Annotated in this window: 21 protein-coding genes and 1 pseudogene; 20 read left to right on the forward strand and 2 right to left on the reverse strand. The window is 47.5% G+C overall.

Features of this window, described 5'->3' with window-relative positions; translation table 11 throughout:
• Window positions 1–3: 3 nt before the first annotated feature.
• The 20 genes and pseudogenes from rutR (at window position 4) to E6C74_RS10010 (ending at window position 17,805) form a co-directional block, all read left to right on the forward strand.
• Window positions 4–687 (forward strand): HTH-type transcriptional regulator RutR, encoded by a 684-nt coding sequence (gene rutR / locus E6C74_RS09910; protein WP_136484605.1) that lies wholly within the window; start codon window positions 4–6, stop codon window positions 685–687.
• 359 nt (window positions 688–1,046) lie between these two features.
• On the forward strand, window positions 1,047–2,138 hold the full coding sequence (gene rutA / locus E6C74_RS09915; RefSeq protein WP_136484608.1) for a pyrimidine utilization protein A: 1,092 nt from the start codon (window positions 1,047–1,049) through the stop codon (window positions 2,136–2,138).
• Window positions 2,135–2,857: a pyrimidine utilization protein B gene (rutB, locus tag E6C74_RS09920; RefSeq protein ID WP_136484610.1), complete on the forward strand. Its 723-nt coding sequence runs from the start codon at window positions 2,135–2,137 to the stop codon at window positions 2,855–2,857. The genes rutA and rutB overlap by 4 nt, the downstream gene beginning before the upstream one ends.
• Window positions 2,858–2,868: 11 nt before the next feature.
• Window positions 2,869–3,258 carry a pyrimidine utilization protein C gene (rutC, locus tag E6C74_RS09925; protein ID WP_136484612.1) on the forward strand — a complete coding sequence of 130 codons (390 nt, stop codon included), beginning with the start codon at window positions 2,869–2,871 and terminating at the stop codon, window positions 3,256–3,258.
• A 24-nt stretch (window positions 3,259–3,282) separates the two neighbouring features.
• The gene (gene rutD, locus E6C74_RS09930; protein ID WP_136484614.1) at window positions 3,283–4,047 is read left to right on the forward strand and encodes a pyrimidine utilization protein D; all 765 of its coding nucleotides are present in this window, start codon (window positions 3,283–3,285) and stop codon (window positions 4,045–4,047) included.
• 86 nt (window positions 4,048–4,133) lie between these two features.
• Window positions 4,134–4,724, forward strand: a complete 591-nt coding sequence (locus E6C74_RS09935) for a malonic semialdehyde reductase (protein ID WP_136484616.1) — start codon at window positions 4,134–4,136, stop codon at window positions 4,722–4,724.
• Window positions 4,717–5,274, forward strand: a complete 558-nt coding sequence (locus E6C74_RS09940) for a flavin reductase (protein WP_206208402.1) — start codon at window positions 4,717–4,719, stop codon at window positions 5,272–5,274. Before E6C74_RS09935 ends, E6C74_RS09940 begins: the two co-directional genes overlap by 8 nt.
• 317 nt (window positions 5,275–5,591) lie before the next feature.
• A complete protein-coding gene (locus E6C74_RS09945; protein WP_136484618.1) occupies window positions 5,592–7,085 on the forward strand; it encodes an NCS1 family nucleobase:cation symporter-1 in 1,494 nt (497 codons plus the stop codon).
• Window positions 7,086–7,202: 117 nt separating this feature from the next.
• Entirely contained in the window at window positions 7,203–7,964 is a 762-nt protein-coding gene (locus tag E6C74_RS09950; RefSeq protein WP_136484620.1) for an SDR family NAD(P)-dependent oxidoreductase, read from the forward strand.
• Window positions 7,965–8,042: 78 nt separating this feature from the next.
• Window positions 8,043–8,723 (forward strand): annotated as a pseudogene (ribB, locus tag E6C74_RS09955) (3,4-dihydroxy-2-butanone-4-phosphate synthase); the annotation flags it as partial.
• A 681-nt stretch (window positions 8,724–9,404) separates the two neighbouring features.
• Entirely contained in the window at window positions 9,405–10,343 is a 939-nt protein-coding gene (locus tag E6C74_RS09965) for a universal stress protein (RefSeq protein ID WP_136484625.1), read from the forward strand.
• A 134-nt stretch (window positions 10,344–10,477) separates the two neighbouring features.
• Complete coding sequence (locus E6C74_RS21140; protein WP_136484627.1) at window positions 10,478–10,669, forward strand: hypothetical protein; 192 nt, start codon at window positions 10,478–10,480, stop codon at window positions 10,667–10,669.
• Between the two features lie 161 nt (window positions 10,670–10,830).
• Window positions 10,831–13,497 carry a hydrogen gas-evolving membrane-bound hydrogenase subunit E gene (gene mbhE / locus E6C74_RS09975; protein WP_136484629.1) on the forward strand — a complete coding sequence of 889 codons (2,667 nt, stop codon included), beginning with the start codon at window positions 10,831–10,833 and terminating at the stop codon, window positions 13,495–13,497.
• The gene (locus E6C74_RS09980) at window positions 13,497–13,850 is read left to right on the forward strand and encodes a Na+/H+ antiporter subunit C (RefSeq protein ID WP_136484631.1); all 354 of its coding nucleotides are present in this window, start codon (window positions 13,497–13,499) and stop codon (window positions 13,848–13,850) included. The genes mbhE and E6C74_RS09980 overlap by 1 nt, the downstream gene beginning before the upstream one ends.
• Window positions 13,847–15,343: a proton-conducting transporter membrane subunit gene (locus tag E6C74_RS09985; RefSeq protein WP_136484633.1), complete on the forward strand. Its 1,497-nt coding sequence runs from the start codon at window positions 13,847–13,849 to the stop codon at window positions 15,341–15,343. Before E6C74_RS09980 ends, E6C74_RS09985 begins: the two co-directional genes overlap by 4 nt.
• Complete coding sequence (locus E6C74_RS09990) at window positions 15,340–15,816, forward strand: Na+/H+ antiporter subunit E (protein ID WP_136484636.1); 477 nt, start codon at window positions 15,340–15,342, stop codon at window positions 15,814–15,816. Before E6C74_RS09985 ends, E6C74_RS09990 begins: the two co-directional genes overlap by 4 nt.
• Window positions 15,809–16,087, forward strand: coding sequence for a cation:proton antiporter (locus E6C74_RS09995; RefSeq protein ID WP_136484638.1), 279 nt, complete (start codon window positions 15,809–15,811; stop codon window positions 16,085–16,087). Before E6C74_RS09990 ends, E6C74_RS09995 begins: the two co-directional genes overlap by 8 nt.
• Window positions 16,087–16,380, forward strand: coding sequence for a monovalent cation/H(+) antiporter subunit G (gene mnhG, locus E6C74_RS10000; protein ID WP_136484641.1), 294 nt, complete (start codon window positions 16,087–16,089; stop codon window positions 16,378–16,380). The genes E6C74_RS09995 and mnhG overlap by 1 nt, the downstream gene beginning before the upstream one ends.
• A gap of 150 nt (window positions 16,381–16,530) precedes the next feature.
• Window positions 16,531–17,031, forward strand: coding sequence for a hypothetical protein (locus tag E6C74_RS10005; protein ID WP_136484643.1), 501 nt, complete (start codon window positions 16,531–16,533; stop codon window positions 17,029–17,031).
• A gap of 306 nt (window positions 17,032–17,337) precedes the next feature.
• Window positions 17,338–17,805, forward strand: a complete 468-nt coding sequence (locus E6C74_RS10010) for a GNAT family N-acetyltransferase (protein ID WP_136484645.1) — start codon at window positions 17,338–17,340, stop codon at window positions 17,803–17,805.
• Between the two features lie 193 nt (window positions 17,806–17,998).
• Here E6C74_RS10010 and E6C74_RS10015 read toward each other — a convergent pair whose 3' ends face one another.
• Window positions 17,999–18,961: a transposase gene (locus E6C74_RS10015; protein WP_136484647.1), complete on the reverse strand. Its 963-nt coding sequence runs from the start codon at window positions 18,959–18,961 to the stop codon at window positions 17,999–18,001.
• 622 nt (window positions 18,962–19,583) lie between these two features.
• Complete coding sequence (locus tag E6C74_RS10020) at window positions 19,584–21,806, reverse strand: DUF2971 domain-containing protein (protein ID WP_136484649.1); 2,223 nt, start codon at window positions 21,804–21,806, stop codon at window positions 19,584–19,586.
• Window positions 21,807–21,883: the final 77 nt, after the last annotated feature.

The raw sequence follows: 21,883 nt of genomic DNA on the forward strand, positions 1-21,883 counted from the left end.
CTCATGGTGAGAGAAAATATTTCGTTAAAGGGAGCTAAGGTCGAGGGCCTGAAGAAAACACGCACTAATGTCGAGCCTGGTACCCGGCGGCGTAAAAAATTTGAAGACAAAAGACAATTTATTCTTGAAACCGCATTGTCAGTATTCTCAAAATTTGGTTTTCATGGTACCACCATGGAGCAAATTGCCACGGCGGCAGATATCTCCAAAACCAATCTGTTTTACTATTTCAAAAGTAAAGAGGCACTTTATCTGACCATTCTGGAGAATATTCTCAATGACTGGCTAGCGCCAATTGGTAGTTTTGAAGAACCGGATGATCCTAAAGCGGCGCTGGAAAAGTACATCCGTCTTAAGCTGGAGTTATCGCGTGATCAGCCGCAGGCTTCACGTCTGTTCTGCCTGGAAATTATCCAGGGCGCGCCGATCCTGAAAAATTACCTCTCCGGTCCGCTTAAACAGATAATGAGCGAAAAGTCGAAAGTGATTGAGCAGTGGATCAGCCAAGGCAAACTAAAGCCTATCGAGCCTGCCCAACTGATCTTTATCATCTGGTCTACGACCCAGCACTACGCTGATTTCAGCGTTCAGGTGAAAGCGATTACCGGTAAAGATCTTAATAACAAAGAATTTTTTGAAGAGACCTGCCAGACCATTCAGGGAGTGGTATTGGGCGGTCTTTTCTGACTTTTATCCATTCTGAATCTCTTAACCATCCTAAATTGTGATTTGGCGCGTCATCTGACGCGCCTTTTTCTTTCCTGCATAGCTGTTTGTTGTACCGCTTCAGCCTCTTTGTCTCGTTTCTGCCTGCATCCTTACCTGTTCTCTATTTGTCCGTTTTAGCATCGCTTTGAACAAAAAATGCGCACTCAATTAGTGCTATTGCACCATTTTTATCGCAATAAAACAGACCAAGTGGTCTGTTTTAGAGTGAATGGTTTGATTTAACTCATTGTTATATAGGTTAAATTAACTTTTGGCATAAAGTTTGATTAGGATCAATGCGAAGAATCGTTAAATGCATGTCGAAAAAAGGAGTTTATATGCAGATTGGAGTATTCATTCCCATTGGCAATAACGGCTGGCTGATTTCAGAAAATGCCCCGCAATACATGCCAACCTTCGAGTTAAACAAAGAGATTGTGCTGCGCGCAGAACATTACGGATTAGATTTCGCGCTATCCATGATTAAGTTGCGCGGTTTTGGCGGTAAAACTGAATTCTGGGAACACAACCTGGAATCCTTCACCCTGATGGCAGGTCTGGCGGCAGTGACCTCAAAAATTAAGCTGTTCGCCACCGCAGCAACTTTAACCCTGCCACCTGCCATTACCGCGCGTATGGCATCGACGATTGATTCCATTTCCAACGGCCGTTTTGGCGTTAACCTGGTGACAGGCTGGCAAAAGCCGGAGTACACCCAGATGGGGCTGTGGCCGGGCGATGAGTTTTTCGCGTCACGCTATGACTATCTGTCGGAATACGCTCAGGTATTACGTGATTTGTGGGACGAGGGGGTTTCTGATCTGAAAGGTGATTACTTCACCATGCAAGATTGTCGTTTGAGTCCGCGTCCGCAAGATACGATGAAAATTATCTGTGCCGGTTCCAGTGATGCCGGGATGGCATTTTCGGCCCAATATGCCGATCACAACTTCGTATTTGGCAAAGGCGTGAATACGCCGAAAGCCTTTGCACCAGCCGCTGATCGCCTGCTTGAAGCGACACAAAAAACGCAGCGTGATGTGAGCTCGTTTGTGCTGTTTATGGTCATCGCCGACGAAAGCGATGAAGCGGCCCGGGCGAAATGGGAAAGCTATAAAGAGGGCAAAGACGTCGAAGCGCTCAAATGGCTGGGTGACCAGGCGGCTAAAGACAAAACGTCGGGCTCGGATACCAACGTGCGCCAAATGTCGGATCCGACATCAGCGGTCAACATCAATATGGGCACGCTGGTGGGCTCTTACGAAAAGGTGGCCAGGATGCTGGATGAAGTGGCCGAAGTTGAAGGCACTGGCGGTGTGCTGCTGACATTCGATGACTTTATCTCCGGTGTGACGGCATTCGGTGAGCGTATTCAGCCGCTGATGAAAACCCGTCAACACATTGGTTACCAGGGAGAGTACGCAGCATGAGTCATGACGCGATTTCCGGCTACACACTCAATCACACCGATTCTCCCTTGGTGGTCAAAGCCGAGCCTGAAGCCTTAGCGATTAAACCGAGTGAAACTGCGCTGATTGTGGTGGATATGCAAAACGCCTATGCCAGTCAGCAAGGCTATCTCGATCTGGCCGGATTTGATGTGTCCGCCACCGGCCCGGTGATTGAAAACATTAACCGTGCGATTGTGTTGTCCCGTCAGGCAGGCATGCAGATCGTGTTTCTGCAAAATGGCTGGGATGCCGATTATGTCGAGGCGGGTGGCGCAGGTTCACCGAACTGGCATAAATCCAATGCGCTGAAAACCATGCGCAGTAAGCCGGAGTTATCCGGTCGGTTTCTGGCCAAAGGTGGCTGGGATTATGCCCTGGTGGATGAGATTGTTCCGCAAGAAGGAGACTGGATAATCCCTAAAACCCGTTACAGCGGTTTCTTCAATACGAACCTCGACACCATGCTGCGCGCACGTGGGATCCGTAACTTAGTGTTTACTGGTATCGCCACCAACGTGTGTGTTGAATCGACCCTGCGCGACGGCTTTCATCTCGAATATTTCGGCCTGGTTTTATCGGATGCGACCCATCCGGCAGGCCCGCTGGCGGCGCATGAGGCCGCGCTGTTCAATATCCGTACTTTTTTTGGCTGGGTTTCCAATCTGGAAGATTACGCCCAGGCTCTGGCAAATAAATAAAGGAGATTATTATGCCTAAACAAATCGTTGTCCCTGAAGGAACCGGTACCCCTCTTGCCCCGTATTCCCCGGGTACTCAAGCCGATGGAGTGGTGTATGTATCCGGCACACTACCGTTTGACCACGACAACAATGTGGTGTTTCCCGGCGATGCGGCGGCGCAGACCCGTCATGTTCTCAACACCATTAAAGACGTAGTGGAAGAAGCAGGCGGCACCATGGCTGATGTGACGTTCAACATGATTATGATCCGAGACTGGAAGGACTACGCGATGATTAATGCGGTGTACGCGGATTTCTTCCCGGGCGATAAACCGGCGCGTTATTGCATTCAGTGTGGCCTGGTGAAAGAAGAAGCCTTGATCGAGATAGCTTCGATTGCCCATGTTGGCCAGGCGTAAACGCACAGAGTGAGGTAGGGCAGCATGTATTTTGAGATCCATGGCGATAATCACCCTGACACTGTTTTGCTGTCATCGGGGCTGGGCGGATCACACCACTACTGGGACAGTCTGATCCCTGAGCTGGCAACGCGCTTCAGAGTGGTGGTGTACGACCAGTACGGAACCGGCAACAGCGATGGTGCAATTGGTGAAGGATACAGTGTCACAGATATGGCGCAGGAAGTGAATGCGTTGCTGAGCACCACTAAAACGCAGCAAGTCCATTTCATTGGCCATGCATTGGGCGGTTTGATCGGCTTGCAACTGGCGCTCGATGCCCCGCACAAAGTGGCCAGTCTGCTGTTGATCAACAGTTGGGAGAAAACCGATGACCATACCCGGCTCTGTTTTGAGATAAGAAAGCGTTTATTGCATGAGTCCGGAGTTGAGATGTTTGTTAAAGCCCAGCCGCTGTTTTTATACCCGGCGCAATGGATCAAACAGCATGCTGCACTACTGAGTGAAGAGGCGCAAAAAATGGCCGCCGCCTTTGCGGATACTTCCAATTTACTCAGACGAATAACAGCTATTGAGCAATTTGATCTCTCCGGGCAGTTGCACAATATACGCTGCCCGACCGGTATTATTGCCAGTCGTGATGATTTATTAGTGCCTTATTCTTGTTCGGAGCAATTAAATCAGGCTATTCCCGATTCATATTTATATTTTATGCCGTATGGCGGGCATGCCTGTAATATTACAGAGCCGGAAGAATTCAGACAGATACTCGATCATTTTTACAGTTAAATTGATTAATAAAACTGACTAACCAAAAATAGTTACGAATCAAAGATACTCACTAATCAAAAAATTTTATACGCAGGAGACAATAAATGGGTCATATCATGGATGAAGCAGTACTGCAGCAGTTATTCACCGAGGCTCGTACTCATAATGGCTGGCTGGATAAAGCCGTCAGTCAGGAACAAATTGAGCGGCTTTATCAACTGACCTGTATGGGGCCGACATCCGCCAACTGTTCACCGGCGCGTTTTGTGTTTGTCACCTCAGCAGAAGGGAAAGCCCGTTTGGCACCGACCTTATCCAAAGGCAATCTGGACAAAACCCTATCGGCACCTGTGACTGTGATTGTCGCTTATGACAGCCAGTTTTACGATGCGCTGCCCACACTGTTTCCGCACGGCGACGCGAAAAGCTGGTTCACATCCAGTGAGGCGCTGGCTCAGCAAACCGCAATGCGCAACAGTTCCATGCAGGCGGGATATATGATTCTGGCCGCGCGTGCCATGGGGCTGGATACCGGTCCGCTGTCAGGCTTCGACCCGCAGGCGGTGGATGATACCTTTTTTGCCGGCACCAGCTGGAAAACCAACCTGATGATCAACATTGGCTATGGTGACCGCAGCAAACTGTATGGGCGTTTACCGCGTTTAACTTTCGAGGAGGCATGTCGTTATGAGTGAAATGAGTCTGGATTTAGTCGCCAGCAAACCGGTTAGTCATGAGATGAATTTTACCGAGTTTGCTCAGGTGGCAGATAACGGCGTGCAGGCTTTTAAAGATGGCATGGCAAGTCTGGGGTCTGCGGTCAATGTAGTGACCACTATGGTTGACGGGCAGGCAGCCGGGTTTACCGCAACGGCGGTGACCAGTGTTACGGACACGCCACCAACGCTGTTGGTGTGTTTAAACCGTTCTTCATCGGTGTTTGCCGCATTCGATAAAGCGCAAACCTTGTGCGTCAATACGTTAGCGGCGGAGCAGGCGCAAGTGTCCGGCTTATTTGCCGGTAAGCTGAGCCAGCAGGAGCGTTTCGACAGTGTGGCATGGCAGTCATTTGTCACCGGCGCTCCGGTGTTAGCGGCCAGCTCGACCGCCTTTGACTGCAAGATAGCGTCGCGCTCGACGGTCGGCACGCACGAAGTGTTTTTCTGTGAAATTGTCGGTATTGGTGCCGCGCAGCAGATTTCCAACCTGGTGTATTTTGATCGTCGTTATCACAAGTTGACCTGATAATCGCTGGAGGCTGAATCATGATATTTGCTTTGGAGGCGTTTTATTTAATTCCGTACACGCAGGACCATTTTTTGAGTGACGGCTTGATTGTTACCACACAAAATTTTGACTGATTTTACCTATTATCATCTTGATAATGTGCTGACGGTTTTAGTGGTCATGCTTAATTATTTATGGATAGTTAATTCGATAATTCGATAATTCGATAATTCGATAATTCGATTGCAATAATTGTACTACCAAGTGGTTTGAATAATTCAGCGTTGTAAAAGTGAAGGACAGCAAATGAATCTCAACGGGATGAGGACATTGTTATGCAAACGCAAATGAAGAAAGTGGGTGACTTCTATGAATTAGAAGTTGGGGAAGATTTATTAAACAGTAAAAACTTTAATCAGGATTTAGCGCCAACTAAGGTCAAAGAGCGCAGTTGGAGCCAGTGGAATATTGCTGCTCTGTGGGTGGGGATTGCGATTTGTGTTCCGACCTATACGCTGGGCGGGATACTAACCGCTTATTTTGGTCTGTCGGTGGTAGAAGCGCTGCTGACCATTTTTATCGCCAATATTATCGTGTTGATCCCGCTGACGCTGAACGCGTTTGCCGGGACTAAATACGGATTACCGTTTCCAGTGCTGCTGCGCTCATCGTTCGGGATCGTGGGCTCGAACGTGCCGTGCCTTATCCGCGGCTTTGTTGCCTGCGGATGGTTTGGTATCCAGACCATGTTTGGCGGGCTGGCGATTCACCTTTTATTAGCGGAAATTTCAACCAGCTGGGCTAGTCTGGGCAGCCAGGGTGAGGTATTGGGTTTCTTTATTTTCTGCCTGCTGAATATCGGAGTCGTACTCAAAGGGGCCAATTCCATTAAGTGGCTGGAAACCTTGTCGGCACCGCTGCTGCTGATTGTGTCGCTTGGACTGCTGTTCTGGGCCAGTGATAAGGTCTCTTATGCTGAGTTACTGTCAACGCCGGCTAATCGCCCGCCGCAGGATGGCGTGGCAAAATACTTCTTTTCCGGGTTAACCGCTATGGTCGGCTTCTGGGCCACCTTGTCGCTCAATATTCCTGATTTCAGCCGTTATGCCAAGTCACAGAAAGATCAGATCGTCGGTCAGGTAATTGGCTTGCCACTGACCATGTTTCTGTTCGCGGCGTTGGGTGTGGTATTAACCGCTGCGTCGCAGACGCTGTTTGGCGAAACCATTTCAGACCCGATCAACTTGATCGCGCAAATTCAGAGTCCGTTCTGGGTCACGGTCGCAATGGTATTGATTATCATCGCAACCTTGTCGACCAATACCGCGGCCAATGTGGTTTCACCGACCAATGATTTTCAGAATATTGCCCCGCGCTACATCAATCACACCAAAGGTGTCCTGCTGACCGGTGCGGTGGGTATTGTGCTGATGAGTTGGGAACTGCTGAAAAAAATGGGCTGGATTGAGTCAGACGTCAGCGTAGAAGCTTTTATCTCCAACTGGTTGTTGGGTTACTCCAGCCTGCTGGGGCCGATTGCCGGAATTATGATTGTCGATTACTTCATGATTCGTAAGCAGCAGCTCAATATCCTGGCGCTGTATCAGGAGAATGCTTATCCGGCGGTCAATTGGGCTGGTTTTATCGCCTTTTTGATCCCGGTCGGATGCACCTTGCTGGCGATTTCGTTTGATGTGATGACCTGGTTCTATGATTACGGCTGGTTTACCGGGGCTATCTGTGGTGCTGTGCTCTATTTTGTTGCCAGCAAGTATCTGACCGCACCATTGGCTAAACCGTTTATGTCAGCGGGTTTGAATAAAGCCTGACCCTAAGACGGCCAATATAACCAATATAACTAGATGACCAGAAGTGACATAGACAAGCAGCGCGAGGCTATGTCACTCTGAATCAGCACTGTTACTGTTTTAAAGAAGGAATGAGAAATGTCGAAAGTTGCATTTATTACCGGCGCAACATCAGGTTTTGGCCGCGCTGCGGCGCGCAAGTTTGCCTCACAAGGATGGTCGGTCGTGATTACCGGGCGGCGAGAAGAGCGACTGCAGGCATTGAGTGACGAGTTAGCTGAACTGTCTCCGGTGCATTATCAGGTACTGGATGTACGAAACAACGAAGAAGTGGTGCAGATGGTGCAATCACTGCCTGAGACCTTTAAAAACATCACTTGTCTGGTCAACAATGCCGGCCTGGCTCTGGCGCCGCAGCCGTCGCAGACCGTGGACATCAATGACTGGCACACCATGATTGACACCAATATCACCGGTCTGGTCAATGTGACGCACGCTCTGCTGCCGACACTGATTGAAACGGGGAGCGGCGCGTCCATCATCAATGTCGGTTCGATTGCCGGCCAGTGGCCGTATCCGGGCAGCCATGTTTACGGCGCGAGCAAAGCGTTTGTGAAACAGTTCAGCTACAACCTGCGCTGTGATTTGCAGGGCACGGGCGTGCGTGTCACTGATCTGGCGCCGGGCATTGCGGAAACTGAGTTTACCCTGGTGCGTACCAAGGGCGATCAGGCTGCATCGGATGCGTTGTATGAAGGCACCCGGGCGCTGGCAGCAGAGGACATAGCGGAAACCATGTTCTATCTCGCGACCTTACCGCCACACATCAACGTTAATCGCATGGAAGTGATGCCGACCGATCAGGCCTGGTCTCCATTTGCGATTCATCGTGAAAACTGATTTATCGTGAACACGGTCTGGCGTCAGAAGAGTCTGAAGCTGGTCCCTGTTTGCAATGATTGTAACAAGGGAATGATTATGCAGCTTAGTACAACGGAAGCAATTATTAACGATATCCGCTCAGGTAAGATGGTTATCCTGATGGATGATGAAAACCGTGAAAACGAAGGTGATCTGATTGTCGCAGCCGAAAAAATAACCCCTCAGATGGTCAATTTTATGGTTAAAGAAGCCCGGGGTTTATTGTGCCAGACCATTACGGCAGAGATAGCGGAGCGGCTTGAACTGCCGTTAATGACTAAAACGAATGGTGACAAGTTTACCACTAACTTCACGGTTTCGATTGAAGCGGCTCAGGGTGTGACCACCGGTATTTCTGCTTTTGATCGTGCTGCTACCATTACCACGGCGGCCGCCGTTAAAGCTCAGCCCCAGGATATTGTTTCTCCAGGTCACATTTTCCCGGTGGTGGCTCAGCCTGGCGGTGTGTTACATCGCCCCGGTCATACCGAAGCGGGCTGCGATCTGGCCCGTTTGGCTGGATTGGCACCTTCAAGTGCGATTATTGAAATCATGAACCCGGATGGCTCGATGGCGCGCCGTGCTGATTTAGAACGTTTTGCCAGTCAGCATGACATCAAACTCGGCACCATTGCGGATCTGATTCGCTACCGGTTAGAACATGAGATGTTATTGGAACTGACCGCACAGCTGCCGCTCAATACACCTTTTGGTCAGTTTGATCTGTATCGCTTTAAATATTGTCCTGATGATTCCGACTGTTATGCGCTGTTCAGTGGACAGGCGCGCAGCCACGTGTTCTCTGACAAGAGGACAGACGTCTTCGAGAAGGTACCGATTGAGAGTCATACCCTACAGCATGAACTTGACTGGTTGTCATTCTGCGGCGGCGAAGTGATGCAATCACTGCAACGCATGTCCCAATCTTCCCAAGGCGGCATGGTGGTTATTAGCAGTTCTTCATCATTATCTAAGTTCGATATCCGCGATCAGGTGTTGCGTTTCCTGCAGCAAAACGCACCAGCTTGGCAAGCTATTTCACGCAGCTGCCACGCGGCATAATCAAAGAGGTCAAACAAAAATGGCCTGTTATTTTTATCGGAGCGATACCGCCTCAATACAGCGCCGGCCTGCTGCATTTTGTTAATGGCGGTATTATTTCCACTCTGATCGATAGTCATTGTGTATGTATTGCTATCGCCAAGGGTTACCAGTTGCAGCGGCGCCCGATTGGCAGTGGCGAAGCGGTGGAGTCAAAGTATCCAGCCAGTGGTTTAAGTCGCTAAATAGCCCCGCCAGCGGGATAGAAGCAACAGGTTGGCTATCGTGTGACCTATGTAAATTAATACGCCGTTACAATTGTGGGTTAGGTATTATGCTTCCCGGGTGGTTAAAATTTAACCACTTAAGGAGGTGTGTATGAAACGATTTGAGAACATACTGTATGCCACCCAAGGGTTACCTGGCCATAGTGACGCGCTCGACCAGGCTATTCGAATCGCCCTGAACAATGGCGTTTCTGTCACTGGTCTGATTGCCTGTCCGGCTTTCCCGCAAGAGTGGGCTCATTACCAGCAAAGTTATGAACACTCTTTGTCTAATTCGCTGCAGGAAAAGGTGGCCCGTTTCAGATCAGAACATGACCTATCTGAACAGCAAGCACCATTTCCGCTCCTGGTCAAACACAGTGAGCAACCCGCTATCTGTATCATTAAACAAGCCCTTGAGAACGACCACGATTTGATCATCAAAGAAGCGGAGCCGCTGCGCAACGGGGCCGGTGGTTTTAAAGCGATGGATATGACCTTGTTACGAAAATGCCCGTGTGCCGTTTGGCTGCATCGTCCCACAGATAAGCCCAAAAACAAACGAAGAGTTGCGGTAGCGATTGATCCGACGCCAAGCGGTGAGGCACAACATGCGCTCTCTTTACGTTTACTGGAGCTTGCGCGATCGATTGCTGATTCCTGTGACAGCCGGCTCCACCTGATTTCATGCTGGGAATACTATCTCGAGCATTATCTTGAAGATAACAGTTGGATCCATGCCGATCCGCAAGAGCTTAATCAGGAAATTGATAAAGCCAAAAACAGCCATCAACGCGCGTTACAACAATTGCTTGAAGAGTCCGGTATTGCAGGCGAAACGGTCACTCATTATCTGCACGGTAATCCCGATGACGCCATTCCGGAATGCGTGCAGCAGGAGGATGTGGATGTCCTGGTGATGGGCACTCTGGCGAGAACCGGTATTGCCGGATTTGTGATTGGCAACACCGCGGAGAATATTCTGCAATCTATTCGCTGTTCTCTGGTCGCCCTCAAGCCGGAAGGGTTTGTTTCTCCGATCAAGTCGTGACCGAAGAGACTGGGCCGCCTGGTAGCAGGAGATTAAACGGCTGACCATCAAAAATGTCAAATAGCTAGTTCGATGTTAATAGCTAGTCAGATGTTAAACAACGGGTCTGATGTTCAATAAATAGGGAGCTCGATATGCAACGATTTTGCCCACGATGTAAAACAGAAATGATAGAACGTCTTAATGTCTACGTCTGTCCCAGAAATGATATCGGTGATTGCACTTACGATGCATTTGACAGCACGGATGGCGATTACGAAAGCACGCGAGGTCAGTCTGTTTACAGTGATCTGCGTTCTTTTAATACTGCCGGCAGCAACAAATAGCTCAAACGGGCAATCAACATACACCGGGTGGTGTAGCGCCATACCTCTGAATAAATGTCTGCTATTGAAAGTTGCTGCCTGGGCGAGCTATCCGGCCGTTGTGATACGCCGTTTAGCTCCCCTTCGCGCTATCATCACCGCTGTATCAGATTGTAGCTGAAATGCCTGAATTGACTCATCATGCTCGTTCGCAGCCTATAGCCTGGCTTTTGTTTCCGTTGTTGCCGCTGGTTATCTTTGTTGCGTTGCTTTTCTGCTATGACGCGCAGGGGAGTGACGCACAGGGGACAGTCTGGTCTGTACCTTGGGTGGCGTCGATGGGGATCAACCTGAGTGTACGCCTCGACGGATTATCTGCTCTTTTCGCGGGATTAATCAGCGGTATCGGTTTTTTGATTCAGGTGTATGCGCTGGCATATCTGCGTGACAAACCGGCCCGGTTGTCATTTCACTGTCAACTCACTTTGTTTATGCTGACCATGCTCGGCTTGGTGGTCAGTGACAACTTGTTACTCCTGTTTGTTTTTTGGGAGCTAACTACGCTCACTTCTTATTTGCTGATCGGGTTTAACCATGAGAGCCCGACTTCACGTCAAAACGCCCTGCAATCGTTACTGGTTACCGGAGCGGGTGGACTAGCGTTGCTGGCCGGGCTCATAATGCTGGGTGACATGGCAAATAGCTATGAGCTCGACGTGATATTGCAGCAGACTGAAGTGATAGCCAGCCATGCGCTGTTTTTGCCCTCCATGGTGCTCATCTTTCTCGGCGCCGTGACTAAATCGGCACAATTTCCTTTTCATTTTTGGTTGCCCAATGCAATGGCGGCGCCGACACCGGTCAGTGCTTATCTTCATTCGGCGACTATGGTCAAGGCCGGGGTCTATTTACTGGCTCGCTTTTCTCCGATCTATTCCCACAGCGAGGTATGGTTTTATACCCTGGTGATCATCGGCGGAATTACGGCGGTCTGGTGTACGCTGGTCGCTATCCGTCAAACGGATCTCAAGTTAATGCTTGCATACAGCACTAATGTTGCACTGGGTAAACTGATGTTGTTACTTGGCATCGGTACTCAGTTATCGGTGTCCGCATTGCTGCTTTTTATCGTGGCGCACGCTCTGTACAAAGCGGCTCTATTCATGGTGGTGGGAAACGTTGATCTGGCGACCGGGACCAGAGATATACGGCGCCTGTCCGGCTTGAAATCAGTTCTGGTCATGAGCACAACAGCATTGGTGATTGCGGCGTTATCGAAGGCCGGTCTGCTGCCCATGATGGGATTTGTCAGTAAAGAGTATATGTACAAAGCCTCGCTGGAAATCGGGATTATGGTTACCGCGACTTTGGTAGCGGCCAATGCATTAATGGTATCGGTGGCTATTTTGTTAGTACGCAAGCCGTTTTTCTCGCGTCAATCCGGGACGGCGTCAACCATCAAACCGGTCGAAAAAAGGTGGGCTTTGTGGCTTCCCGCGACCTTATTAGCGTCAGGCAGCCTTCTTTTACCTCTGTTTGGCCTGAACTGGCTGGATGAGCAGGTTATTACGCCCGGTGTCGCGGCAATCTTGCCCGGAGCTGAGCCTGAACCAACCAAACTTTGGCAAGGGTTCAACTTCGCGTTATTGCTGAGTGTCATCACGGTTTTGCTGGGGGTGGCGGTGTACGTGTTATGTCCGGGCCTGCTTTCGCGCTGGCGCAGTGCAGGGGAGCGAGTTATCAAGGCCGAGGTGGTCTTTTCCGGGTTGATTGGGGCTATGACGCAGATTGCCCGCTGGCAAACACAGTGCCTGCAGCACAAACCGCTGCGCAGTTATGTATTACGGTTTTTTAGCGTACTGGCCGGCTTGCTGCTCATCAGTTCGATGGCGTTTACCACGCTGCCCTTTGATTCCCTGTCTGAGGTGGCTTTTTACGAAATTGCGATAGCACTGCTGATGGTGGCGGCGGTGTTTGTTTGTATTACCACCGGTGCACGCCTGTTGGCGATTGCGGCGCTGGGCAGCATAGGTTTTATGACCACACTTGTGTTTATGCTCTACAGTGCGCCGGATGTGGCTAAAACCCTGCTGCTGGTTGAAACTTTGATGGTGGTATTTATGGCGCTTCTGATGCGCCATATTCCCCGTCTGGAAACGGTGCACGCTCATTCCGCTCTGCGTAAGACTGTACATGCGATCGTCGCTGTGACGATAGGGCTTAGCGTTTGTATGCTTTTGCTCTATGTGACCAAACAGCCGCTGGACCTGACAGTGACCGACTTCTATGCACGCAACAGTGTGCCGGGCGGGCACGGGCGTAATATCGTTAACGTTATCCTGGTTGACTTTCGTGCGCTGGACACACTGGGTGAAGCGCTGGTGGTTGTCATGTCAGGCCTGGCTGCGGTGAGTTTACTTTCTTCACGCTACGGTAAACAAAATCGTATCCAGTCGCTGATTTTTGCGACGACCTCTCATATTGTTGCGGCGCTGATGCTGGTTTTCTCTCTGTACTTAATGCTGCGCGGACATAATCATCCCGGCGGTGGTTTTATCGGCGCGTTAATCGCGGTGATCGGTTTCTCTTTGCTGATGTTCGCTAAATCACCGCGTTATGTGCGCGACAGACTGCAATATCCGCCGTTTCGGATTGCGCTGTTCGGGGTGCTGTTGAGCCTGACGGCCGGCAGTTTCAGCTATGTTGCCGGTTTACCCTTATTAACCGGTTTGTGGTGGACAGAACCAGTTACGATCGGCACACCGCTGATGTTCGACATCGGTATTTACCTGGCGGTGATCGGCGGCGTGATGGGAATGCTGCTGCGCATCAATGAGGAGCTGGACTAATGGAACTGCTCTGGAGCATGGTCGTCGGGGTATTTGTTTCGGCAGGCATCTATCTGATGTTAGAGAGGCATGTGCTGCGTTTACTGTTCGGGCTGATTCTGCTCAGCAGCGCGATTAATCTGGCGATCTTTACCGCTGGCCGGTTGACACCAGGCTTGCCGGCACTGATTGAAGCCGAACAGGTATTACCGCCGGAAGGGGCGGCTAACTCGTTACCGCAGGCCTTGATCCTGACCGCGATTGTGATTGGTTTTGGCTTGCTGATATTCACTTTGATACTGCTTTACCGTGCCAATTCTGAAGCAGGCTCGGCCGATGCGGATAGCATGCAATCATCGGAGGACGACAAATGATCTCTGTGCTGCTGACTCTGCCGGTGGTGATCGCTTTGTTTACTGCGATCGGGCTGTTTTTTGTCCGGGATTCTCATCGTGTCTCGGAATGGGTCAGTGCGATAAGCTCGATTTTTACTCTGATTGTGAGTTGGGTACTGGGTGTTACTGTGTTTGAACAGGGGCCACAGGCGGTGGCATTTGGTCAGTGGCCGGCACCGTTTGGTATTGTGTTTGTGGCTGATCTTTTTAGTGTGGCGATGGTGACGGTCACTGCGCTGATCGGCGTAGTGAGTGTGTTTTATGCAATGGCAGATTTGTCGCACAAACCAGCATACGGGCTTTATCACATGCTGATGCACGTGCTGCTTGCCGGGGTGTATGGCGCGTTTCTGACCGGTGATATCTTTAATCTCTATGTTTGGTTTGAGGTGATGCTCATCGCTTCATTTGCACTGATGGTAACCAACGCACGTAAGCAACAAATTGATGGTGCGGTGAAGTATGTCGTCCTCAATCTGGTTTCTACCCTGGTGTTTTTACTTGCGATTGGTTTGCTCTATGGCGCGACCGGTACGCTTAATCTGGCAGACTTACATGGCAAAGTGGGCCGTTTGTCGGTTGAAATACAGACCTCATTAGCTGCGTTATTTCTATTTGCGTTTGCGATTAAGTCGGCGCTTTTTCCGCTCTTCGCCTGGTTGCCGGGGTCCTATCATACCTTACCCAGTGGCGTTGTGGCCCTGTTTGCGGCTTTACTGACCAAAGTGGGCGTGTATGCGTTGATGCGGGTTTTTACTCTGGTATTTCCGCTGCCCGGCAGTGGATGGCAGTCAACCTTGATATGGGTTGCCGCATTGACGATGTTAACCGGTGTGCTCGGTGCAGCCAGTCAGTTCAGCATTAAAAAAATATTGTCATTTCATATTATTAGTCAGATTGGCTACATGATCATGGGGCTTGCGTTGTATACACCGCTGGCGTTATCCGGTGCCATTTTTTATATTGTTCATCATATTATCGTTAAGGCTAACCTGTTCTTGATCGGCGGTTTTCTGGAACGTAGATATGGTTCGGACCAACTTGCGCAATTAGGTGGCGTGTATAAGGCAATGCCGTGGCTGGCGGTGCTGTTTTTGATACCTGCGTTCTCGCTGGCGGGATTTCCGCCATTGTCGGGGTTCTGGGGCAAGTTTCTGGTAATAAAAGCCAGTGTGGAAACAACGTACTACGCACTGGCCACGGTCGCTTTGGTGGTCGGATTGTTAACGATATTCTCCATGACCAAAATCTGGAGCGAAGCATTCTGGAAGGCTTCCCCCGAGGCCCGGAAAGAGGCCTCGCTACCGGTGAAAATCCAGTGGTTGTATTGTGCACCAATCGTGCTGTTAACTTTAATCACTGTGCTGATTGGTCTGGTGGCGGAGCCATTTTATCAGTTTGCGCTTCAGGCGGCGGGACAGTTGTTGCAACCTGATGGCTATATTCATGCTGTGCTGGGAGAGAAGGAATGACGTATTTATTACTCAATCTTTTTTTAGCCCTGATCTGGATGATGCTTAACGGCAGCTACACCAGCCTGAGTTTTATCGCCGGATTTGTGATTGGTTTCATTATCTTGCGCCTTAGCCGGCCTTTTGGGCTCAAAAGCAGCTATTTTCGACGTTTCAGAGCGGTGTTCGTTCTGTTGCTCTATTTCAGCTATGAAGTGATTCTCTCGTCTGCGCGTGTTGTCTGGGATGTGATTACGCCGACTCATCTCAGCGACCCCGATATCCTTTATATCCCACTGGATGTGCAGTCTGACCTGGAGATCACGCTTCTGGCTAATATGGTTTCTCTGACTCCGGGCAGCCTGAGCCTGGATGTTACACCGGACAAGAAATACCTTATTGTGCATGCCATGTTTGCTTCCAAACAAGATCAGGTGGTACGAAGCATTAAACAGGGACTGGAGAAAAAAATTCTGGAGGTGACTCGTGACTGACTGGTTAGTACTCAGTATCAATATCGCCTACGCCGGGTTATTAGTTAGCATATTATTTGCGTTTATCCGCTTGATTCTGGGACCGACGCTGGCAGATCGGGTCGTTGCGCTTGATCTGATCTCATTTACCACCATAGGTTTTGTGACGGTCTACACACTCGATAGTGGTCAGCAAGCTTTGTTAGATATTGCGATTACACTCGGGTTGGTTGCATTTCTGGGGACAGTCGCATTTGCCCGGTTGATCATTAAACAGAAGGGAAACGAATAATGGAAGCCATCACGGGAATTCTGCTGTGTCTGGGAACCGTATTCATTGTGATTGCTAGTTTAGGCGTGCTGAGAATGCCCGACCTTTACACACGCATGCACGCGGCGACCAAAGCCGGTACGGTTGGCGTCAGTTGTTTATTGGTGGCATTAGCGTTCAGCATCCCGGAAATTACGGTCATTTCCCGCGTTATTGGCACGATTTTATTTATTGTTCTTACCGCTCCGGTTGCAACTCATCTGCTTGGCCGCGCAATGATAAAAACCGGTTATAAAATCTGGCGCAATGACTGAAAAGGTTTCAGGTATTCGCATGTTTGCCTTTCATCTGTCAATGGCGGTACTTGCCCTGCTAATCCTTAACTGACCTGAGCATCGCAGGTGTTTCTGGTAAAGTTATGTGATAAAAAGAGGATTAAATTCATTCTTTTATTCGGGCTTACTATGCAAAGAATTTTAACTCTGCTTGCACTGACACTGTTGTTGCCTCTGACGGGATGTGCGACTTCTGAAGTACAGCCACTGGCTATTGGAGATAAAGTGAATCTGGATGGTCTGCAGGACCAAAATGAGAACACTTTCACTCATCAAAATAACATGCAAGCCTTGTTGTTTGTCGATGGGATGGCGGGTAAAGACCTGATTCAGAACGTACTGAATACCATCGATACGCAATGTATGGAGCAGGGGAAATTAGTTTATCTTGCTGATATCAGCGCGATGCCGGGTTTGATTTCAAAATTCATCGCGGTGCCTAAAATGCGTGATTACGGCTATCCCGTCTGGCTTGATCGTGACGGTTCGGCTTCTGCCGCTTTACCGGTACGGGAAGATGAAGTGACGCTGCTTAGTATTGATGATCAGCTGATTAGTGGCGAAGAATTTTTTGCTAGTAGTGAAGCCCTGACCCAGCGTTTGGCCAAGATGTGTGGCGTGGCTAAATAAACCGCTGTTGTTTGCTGTTACCCGAATCCCGAGGAAAGACCTTCGAGGACACACGCCTTCTGGAGAAGGATCTAGAGGATGGAGTATCAAGGACACTCGCGATTGTCGAGTCGAAATTTATGTCTACGCGAGTAAGAATTCCGAGGACACACTCTTTAGAACGGAATTATTGGGACACACGCTTTAGCATGGTATTACTCGCCAAGCTGGTATCGGACACGCGCGATTAATTTGGTCTTGTTGCTCGTCTGCTATATCCTGCTGTGATACGAAGCCACCCCAATAAGTGGCCTGACGGAGGACGTTTTGTTAAAGATTCGTCGTTATAAAACCGATGATGCCCTTACTTTACGAGAGCTTTTCATCAGCACGGTTCATCACATCAACCAACGCGATTACACTCAGGAGCAATTGTGTGCCTGGGCTCCGGTCGAATTTGACGCTGTTTTGTGGGACACACAGCTAACGTTGTTAAATCCTTATGTTGTACATCTCAATGGCAAAATTGTCGGTTATGCCGACTTACAACCCGATGGTTTAATTGACCACTTCTTTTGTCATTATCAGCATCAGGGGCAAGGCATCGGACGATTTTTAATGCAGCATGTCCTGATTAAGGCTCAGCAACGGGGTATTAAACGGCTCCATGCTCATGTCAGTATTACTGCCCGTCCTTTTTTCGAACATATGGGCTTTCGGGTAGTCAAGGCACAGCAGGTGACTGTACAGGAACAGACGCTGACTAACTATCTGATGGAACGACCGGCGTGGTAGCGCTGCCAAATAAGTCCAGCGCTGGCTTACATCTACGATGGGGTTTAAAAAGGTCAGGGAGTTTGCGGGTATGGGGTATAAATTTGAGCAGACGATTTTAGTCGACTATCGGCAACTGACTTTTACCGTTTAACGCCCAGGTTAAACAGTTCTATGCTCGGACCAATAATCCAGAGTCGTGACTCAGACATCGTCAGGATATATGAACGCCACACATACGTTTACGCTTGAGTTTGTCTTTTGCGCGCAGTAACTCAGGGGTTGAACCTATCCATAGTCCAGACTGCTTTTCTAACTGGGTGCAGAGTCTCAGGCACGTCTGCTGGGGCAGGGTTAACTGCTGCAGGATGAAGGGATGAGTGGCATCGAGTCGTCCTTTTTTGTCAGGTCTTAACTGACGCCCGATCCAATCAAGCAGTTCCAGGTAATCACTGAGCCGGAAAGGGATACCTGCCGCCTTATCCTGATGTTGGTAACCAACAAAATCAGATAAAGGCGATGCCGTTGTATTGCCTTTTTCGAGCTCTGACAGTCTGAATTTAATCGACGTGTGATGAGATTGTTTCAGTGACGGTGCAATATTCGCTCTGATCGGGTTAAGATCAACGTAAGCCATTACTGCGAGCTGCGCTTTTTCATCAAGCAGAGCTTGAGATTTAAACCTGCCTTCCCAAAATCGCCCTGTGCAATCATCTTCTCTATTCGCTTGAACGGCAATATCGTAGTTCAGTTCTTTCATAAACCAGCTTAGTGAACACAGGCGTTGTCGCCAGGTATCTATGACTTGATGGCAGAGGTTCCATTCAGTTTCGCAGGTCAGTTGCTGAGAAATGTATCTCTGTATGATGACAGGTAAGGTGTGTTCTGCGCCCCACCGTTCGACGACTTCAAGCGCTGAAAGAGACTGGGCTGCGTCGGTATCGATAAACGTAACCAGATGGTAATGGTTGCTCATAATGGCATAGGCGCAAATACGGACACAGTAGATTGCGGCTAAGGACAGGATGCGCTGTTCTACCCAGTCACGACGATGTTCGTAAGACTGCCCGGACAGCTTGTCGTATCCGCATAAGTAAGAACGTCTTACGCAGCGAGAAACACAATGATAATAAGGTGTAACATCAGGACGGATGAGCTGACTGCGTGCGGTCGTCATAAGAGTCTTCCGATAGGGGGCGTCATCAGATAATGGTCAATCAAGAGATGATTTTCATGAACGACGTTAAGAGACGCGACTGAGGTCAAGTAAGTGAATGTCCATCAGGGTGGTGCGAGTATGAGATACAGTGACTTTCGTTAGGTGTGTGTCCGCTTTGACCATCCGCTTTGAACATCAGTCTTGACTCGGATGTGATCTTGGTTGGTGCGTGTGTTAATCATATGCTGGGATGTTTATCGAAGAGGCGAGTGTCCTTGTTATTTGCTTGGAGGGATTTGGGTGTGTGTCCTGGTTTTATATTGCTGGTTTTATACTCGTTTGATGAACTGAGGACTGATTCAGGACCCAAAAACGGTGAAACCCCGATGTTGGTAGAACTGGCGTAGTATTTAGAAATAGTTCTTACAATTTAATAGGTTAAGTTATGTTTTTTTGTATTTTTCTTGGCTTGGAATCTCACAAAATTTACATCAGTAACATCTTTAAAAATCATAAAGTTAGGATCTTATGGACTACTGTATAACTACACCCCCTACAGAGGGTGTAGTTATCTAAGTAAGTTGGTACCTAATGGCAAGCCATGCCACCATTTTGCAACGCGGTCTGGTACCGATCTATTTTAAATATCATAGTCAATAGTCTCATAATCTAACTCAAAGAAATTTCCTTCTGATATTCTTGATTTTTTTAGTTCTATTTTAGGAAGAAAACTGTGCCTATTTCTGTTTAGCTCAGAAATTATTGTTGTAATGAGTTTAATTGTCGATTCTTGGAATTTATAACCTAATGTAATACTGCGTATATAGGCATTAGCTTTATCTGTGATTTTATTTGGGTATCGATACGCTTCATAGTAAACTTTCTCTCTATTATAGCCAAATAGTCTGACTTCCTTCTCATACGCCCAATCATCGTTTTTGGTTAACATATACTGATTAAATAAAAAAAGTCCCTTTTCATTATATCTTTTCAGTGTATGTTCATATTGGACTTTGTCGATGCCGACACCTTCTGGCAAGTCGCCAGAGAACACATATTCAACCATTATCCCAGTGTGATTTTGTGCGTAGTGGGACCACATGAGCATGGAGTTACTATTCTGAGACAGTGAAGATAGCTTAAACTCCGGACGAAGAAGTTGATTATCATTACCGTTTATTAGATTGTCATATGGTAACTCAATAGGATCATTCAATTGGGTTTCTGATGCCATATAAAAATAACTATTCATAAGTGCATCGAGGGTGTATTCATTAAATGGGTAATACTTATAAAGAGAATCTTTTTCAGTTAGACGAAAAGTATATGGGAAGTGATTAGTTATAGTTTTATTATATTTTTTAATTAATTTGTCATGCTCATTGTTAATTTTTTCACCACTAACTTTCAATCGACTTTTTAGATAGCTCCTCATGATTACTTCGTTATTCTCACCATAATTAGTCATTAACTCGAATGCCTCTTGATAGAGTTTGTGGGCTTTTTCGTCGTCACCACGTTGTTCTGCGATATATCCTAGTATGTTGATACTTGTACTAGAGCGATTAATTCCCTCGAGTAATTCTGACGCTACATCTAAATTGCAATTTTTTGAAATTAGAAGGGATGCAAGTCTAATTATCTCGATTTCACTTAATTCGTCTTGCCGCTCTTGTAAATCAGTCAATTCCTGATTGTTGTATGCGTTGTTAAAAATATCTCTAGTTTCATCCATCATCTCCTTTAGCTTGTTATAGTGACAAAAATCAAAAAAATATTTGTCACCAAATCTCGTTATGATATTTTTATAAATACCGTACATTTCGACATGGTGGAGGTTTTGGTTGCTTTTTTCTAGAATTTTTAAAAGAGAATCTCGTTCTTTAAGTATCAAATATGCGCAGTATAGTTGATATTGTATTGAGGGTTTGGATATGGCGATATTAAACCCGTCTTTCTCAACAGATTCGACTAATCTAATGTCTGGTTGACTACCCATTAAAATAGTGGACACAATATGATACAACTTTAAAGTGCTATTGCGATCTTTTTCTTCTAATTTTTCATATATATCAACCACATCAGAATACATCTCAGCTTCAAATGCGGATTTTAATTTAGTCTTTAAAGATGTACTGTTTTTTATCTTGATGTTTTCATAAACATCTTGAGCTGTGACATTTAAATTTAAATTTTTTTGGTAAAAATGTTTCTTTAGGATCAACTGGTCATCAATAAGGCCTTTGTTTCTATATAAGTATAATATTTCCAAGTCTGGCCATTCGCATTTCTCTAGAATTTTTAGGCCTTTATCATAGTCACCTAAATAATAATAACAAAGTGTCAATATATCACTGGCTGTATTACCGAACCTATGGTCTTCAAAAATATCTTTTATTTTCTTCCATTCTTGCACTGAAAAATTTGCATCTACTAGCCAGCCCTCTCTATACGATATCGAGTCGTTTATAATAATGATATTATCTTCTTTGTAAGACTTTGTTAAAGCATCATAAAAAACACGAGCATCTCTGGTATAAGTGAATAAACTCCATAGGGCAAGTAAATTATCAGGATTTTTCTCAACTGACTTTCGATAGAAATACTCAGCTTGCCCGATGTCATCTGTAAGCGTGAATAGGTTCTGTGCAATTCCACCTAAGTATAGATACGCTTCTGATTCATTCCCTAGTCGGTTAACAATCTCGTTAAACTCTTTATCTTTGTTAATGGCATTGGCATCTAAAACGAAGTAATATAAGGCTAGGTTATCTAGATCAGCGTCCCATAACTTTTTGTCATCTAGTCTACTAAGATGAGAGTATTTCTTTTGTTGGAACAACCTCTTGGCTTTTGTATCCATTTTCTTACCTACACTTATGGTTTACTTTTGACTAATTAAGCATTCTAAAAGAATTAATTAGTCTATGTCTAACCAAA

This window comes from Vibrio sp. H11 (assembly GCF_004804295.1).
GTDB classification, from domain to species: Bacteria; Pseudomonadota; Gammaproteobacteria; order Enterobacterales; family Vibrionaceae; genus Vibrio; species Vibrio ostreae.